The following is a 4,560-nucleotide window of genomic DNA, read 5'->3' on the forward strand; positions in this document are numbered from 1 at the left end:
TATCTAAGCGCCATTGGGGCGCAGCCCTTCCTCCTGGACCTCCATCCCAGTCTTTCAATGGTCTTTTTTTGGGGGCTCCGCCCCGAACCCCGCCAGCACCCGTTTATTTTCCTCCAAACCACCCCCTGGATCCCGGCGCCACACCCGCCGCCGGTGGCAACCCTGGCGCCGGAGGGTCGTTGTCGAATGGATTCAATGCCTTGATGATACTTTCCTTTGCCGGGGGCGGCAACAGCTCTTCGACAGGATACTGAAACAAAAACATCACCTGCCGCGTGGCCAGTTGCATCATCAGATCCAGGGACTGGCCTGCCTCGGGCGGCGCTTCCTGGGCCAGCTCCATGGCTGTGGCCACCGCCACACCCGATTCCAACGGGTTGGAGATGAGTTTGCCCGCCAGCAACAGGGCCCCTCCCATGGCCATACCATTCTCTTTGCTTCTCTTTTTGATTTTTGGGTGCGACTCCACCCGCACCCGCAAGGTGCGTATCAACTTGCCGCTTTTTCCATCGATCAATTGGACCTCCCAATCGACCACCCCCGGTGTCGCTGCCCCGGAGTTGCGCAGGGTCCGGGGGGCGATCCACAACACCGCAGGCCAATCGCGTTGCCGGATCTGTTGCAAAACCTGATCGAGATACAAGGCGGAATCCCACTCCAAAAACAGGTGTTCAGCAAAATTGCCCGGCAACATTTGGGCAAACACTTTCCGGGAAAACTCCGCCAAAACCTCCTTCTCCCCACCCCGATCCTGGGCCAGGGCCAGGAGGTGTACTTCAGGAAACGGCGCTACGCCCGAACCGGCTTCGCCTGTGGCTTCCCAACAGACACGAACCCCTTCCATGGGATCTTCGCACCCCTTGCGGTGAATCGAAGTGGCCTCGGCCCGGGCACCCAGCAAGAGCAGGGCGCCTGCCAAAACGATTCCCAGCCGTTTGTGTCTGTTCATGATGGTATCCTCTTTAACCCAGCAAGGCATCGATTTGATCAAACAAATAGCGTCCAAACGGCATGGCACAGGTAAATCCCGGTGAGACGGCGTTCAACACATGAAAGCTCCCCCGGTCTCCCTCATAGCGAAAGTCGGTCTCCAGACGGTGATTCCGCAAATTCACCAACTGGGCGCGAACGCCGGGCGGCCCCCAACGGCGGTAGTGTTTTTCATCCACAGCCGTGGCCAACACCCCCGCCTGCCGAACCATCTCTCGCCGGCGATATTTTTGCATCTCCTGCCAGGCCAACTGCCGAAAGCCAAAATCATTGCGCAAAAACAGTCCCATCTCCCGCCATACAATCTCCATGGACTCCTGCCAGCGGAAGCCGGAAAGACCTTCGTAGTGTTCACGCCAAAAGGCCGGAACCGCCGTTGGGCCGACCTTGGCATGGCCATCCACCGTCAAGGTGTAGTGTACCCCCAAAAATGGATTGGCCAGGTCCGGCACCGGGTAGATATGGGTGCGCAACGCCCCGACCGGTTCGTCGCTGTAGAGGTACAACCCTTTGAATGGCAAGATGGCCGACTGCAACCCGAAGCCGCACATGTGGGCAATCCGGTCGGCATAAAGACCCGCTGCATTGATCAAATATCCGGCGGATACATCGCCGTTCGTGGTACGTGCGACACCCCGTTCCCAGCCCAGCAACGCCGTACCGACCCGTATATCCACGCCAGCCGACCGGGCATCCTCCGCCAGGGCGCCCATCACCTCCTTGGGATCCACAGAGGAGGTGGTGGGAGAGTGGATCGCCCGGTCCACGGTGCGCACCCGTGGCTCCAAGACCTGGGCCTGACTCAGGGAGAGGCTCTCCAGTTCGACCCCATTGGCTGCCCCGCGCCGCAGCAACTCCTCCATGACCGGCAGATCGGTCTCCTGTCGGGCCACAACCAGCTTGCCACAACGGTTGATCCGTAACCCCCGCTCCTGACAGTAGCGGGTCATCAGGTGGTTCCCTTCCCGGCAAAAACGCGCCTTCAAACTGTCTGCCGTGTAATAAAATCCCGCGTGCAATACGCCGCTGTTGCGGCCACTGGCGTGTTTTCCACAGGCACTCTCCTTTTCCAACACCACCACCCGGCGCTTCGGATGCCGCCGCCGCGCCTCCAACGCCAGGTTCAAACCGACAACCCCTCCACCCACGATTAAATAATCCGAACTTTTTTCCATATAAAAATCAACCTTTACACTTCTTTACCTTGCTATCATCCGGGTGAATATGCTTGAATATCCGTGACTATTCACCGCCCGCCAACGAATCGGGGTCCAGGTGGCTGGCTCCCTGGCAGGGCCTGAGACGGTGTCCTGGTGGGGTTCGGGGCGATGCCCTGACAAAGGCTTTCCTGTCCAGGCCTCTCTCCAGGAAGGGGTACTGAACGGTCACGGTGGGGTCCGGGGCGAGGCCCTGATAAAATCCTTCATATCCAGGCTTTTCTCGTAAAAATTGTGGATGGTTGCGAACATTCTTGTTATGGGCGCGTACCGCAATCCTGTGGCAGCGGCAAGCAATGCAAACGGATACAAGGAAAATGCACAATATATACCAAAGGCCCAAATCCAAATATCTGTCACCTTTTTTTCTGGCCGTCTGGTTGGCCATGGCTTTGGCCGCCTGCGGTGGTGGTGGTGGTGGCGGAGAAGGAAATATCAGGGAAGGTGGCACCAGCAGCGCCCCTTACAGCCCAAGCGACGTGACACCGAGCACGGGTCGCTTCATTGACTCCCCGGTGCAGGGAATCACCTACGCGACCCCCACCTTGTCTGGCGTGACCGATGATCAAGGTACGTTTCTGTTCCAATCCGGAGAGGTGGTTTCGTTCATGGTCGGAGATGTCATGTTGGGCAGCACGCCCGGATCGACCACCGTGACGCCGATCATCCTGAGCGGCGCCGGGGCGACATCCTCGTCGCCAACCGCCGTCAACATGGCCAGATTTCTCCAATCCCTTGACCAGAACGGGGGTAATGGCTCCAGCATCGTCATTCCGACATCGGTCAGCGCCGCATTGAAATCGACCGATCCAACCTATGGTTCCTACGTCCAGACATTGAACTCGGTTGGCTTCGGCGACGGTACCGACTTTGAAAATGCCGTGGCAAACATCGTCAGTTCCGTTGTTCAACCCTACAATGCCAACGCAACCGTCGTAACGGCTGCTTCGGCACAAATGGCCATGGAGTCCTCACTGACCAATCTGGGCATCCCTTTTACCAAGGGTCAAACGACTGCTGATACCAATACCACCACGGGCAACAATACAAACAACGATGGGGCGGTCGCAGGCGGCGTCGCCACAGACACCACCACAGACACCACCACAGGCACCACCACAGGCACCACCACAGGCACCACCACAGGCACCACTACAGGCACCACCACAGGTATCACCGCGAACGGTAGCACCCCGATTGGCAATACCGGCACCTCCACCCCCGGTACCATACTTGCTCTCTCCAATCTGGCCGATCAAAACTCCTTCAATTTCACTTCCCGGGACAAAACCCTGGTCAGCAATGAGGGTACTTTTTCTGTCCCGAATGACGCCGTTTCATTCATATTGCACCTGATCGGCGACGATGTGGGCTCCCTGCTCTCCTTCAACTCCCTGATTTCGCCCCAGGGAACTCCTGTGGATGTCACCCTCAGCAGTTGTCAGGTCGGAGATACCTATTGCAATGTCATGGTTCCCTACCAACCTGAACTTCCCCCTACAGGTGGGACGTGGCGTTATACCCTGCGAAGCGCCAGCAGCGGTTTTGCCAACTTTTTGGTGAAATTGACCACCCGTTATGGTGCATCTCCCACCACCACCAAACTGACCATTCAACCTTATATGACCGGTACCAATTACAACACTTCGGTCGTCAGCAGCGCCATGGCGCGTTTTGTCGCCGTCTATGCCAAAAACAACATCACAGCCCATGTCAATCCCATCATCCGGATTGCGGGCAGCAAATATACCGTTGTCAGTCCAAACTTCAACAACACGACCACCAGCGCCCTGGTCAGCAATGGCTCCTCCAGCATCGTCAACCTCTTCTTTGTGGAAGATTTTCGTACTGGTGACGACGGCAACACGCTAGGTGTTTCCCCCGGAATTCCCGGTGCACAGGGTATGATCGGCAACCGCAACGGCGTGCTCATCAGCATCGTGGGCCATGCGATCAACGGTCAGGTCAGTACGTCCATCATGGGTGATACAGCCGCTCACGAAACCGGCCACTTTTTTGGTCTTTATCACCCCTCGGAATCGGACGGTCTGACTCACGACCCCCTGGCCGACACTCCCGAATGCTCCCCTGCCCAGGATACCAACCACGATGGTTCCCTCTCGCCCGGGGAGTGCCGCAACCTGGATGGTGGCAACCTGATGTTCTGGCTTGCCTCCCCGACCATGGATCAAACCACCCTCTCTACGAACCAACAGGCTGTCACTCGTGCGACACCACTGGCGCAGTCTCAATGACCGGGATCCTCGATCAGCGCCTTGTCAAGGCCTGGACATGAATGGCCTGGACATGAATGGCCTGGACATGAATGGCCTGGACATGAATGGCCTGGACA

General features: G+C 57.7%; 3 protein-coding genes. 1 reads left to right on the top strand and 2 read right to left on the bottom strand.

What is annotated here, in order from left to right; translation table 11 throughout:
- Positions 1-103: 103 nt before the first annotated feature.
- Entirely contained in the window at positions 104-949 is an 846-nt protein-coding gene (locus tag HQL63_15820; GenBank protein MBF0178291.1) for a hypothetical protein, read from the bottom strand.
- A 13-nt stretch (positions 950-962) separates the two neighbouring features.
- Positions 963-2,165: an L-2-hydroxyglutarate oxidase gene (lhgO, locus tag HQL63_15825; protein MBF0178292.1), complete on the bottom strand. Its 1,203-nt coding sequence runs from the start codon at positions 2,163-2,165 to the stop codon at positions 963-965.
- A gap of 359 nt (positions 2,166-2,524) precedes the next feature.
- Here lhgO and HQL63_15830 point away from each other — a divergent pair, with 359 nt between their 5' ends.
- Positions 2,525-4,462: a hypothetical protein gene (locus HQL63_15830; protein ID MBF0178293.1), complete on the top strand. Its 1,938-nt coding sequence runs from the start codon at positions 2,525-2,527 to the stop codon at positions 4,460-4,462.
- Positions 4,463-4,560: the final 98 nt, after the last annotated feature.

It is taken from the genome of Magnetococcales bacterium, from assembly GCA_015231175.1.
Taxonomy (GTDB): domain Bacteria; phylum Pseudomonadota; class Magnetococcia; order Magnetococcales; family DC0425bin3; genus HA3dbin3.

What these genes read in the sequence shown, in the direction of transcription:
- HQL63_15820 (MBF0178291.1), bottom strand. Translation starts at nt 949, where the DNA reads ATGAACAGACACAAACGGCTGGGAATCGTTTTGGCAGGCGCCCTGCTC.
- lhgO (MBF0178292.1), bottom strand. Translation starts at nt 2,165, where the DNA reads ATGGAAAAAAGTTCGGATTATTTAATCGTGGGTGGAGGGGTTGTCGGT.
- HQL63_15830 (MBF0178293.1), top strand. Translation starts at nt 2,525, where the DNA reads ATGCACAATATATACCAAAGGCCCAAATCCAAATATCTGTCACCTTTT.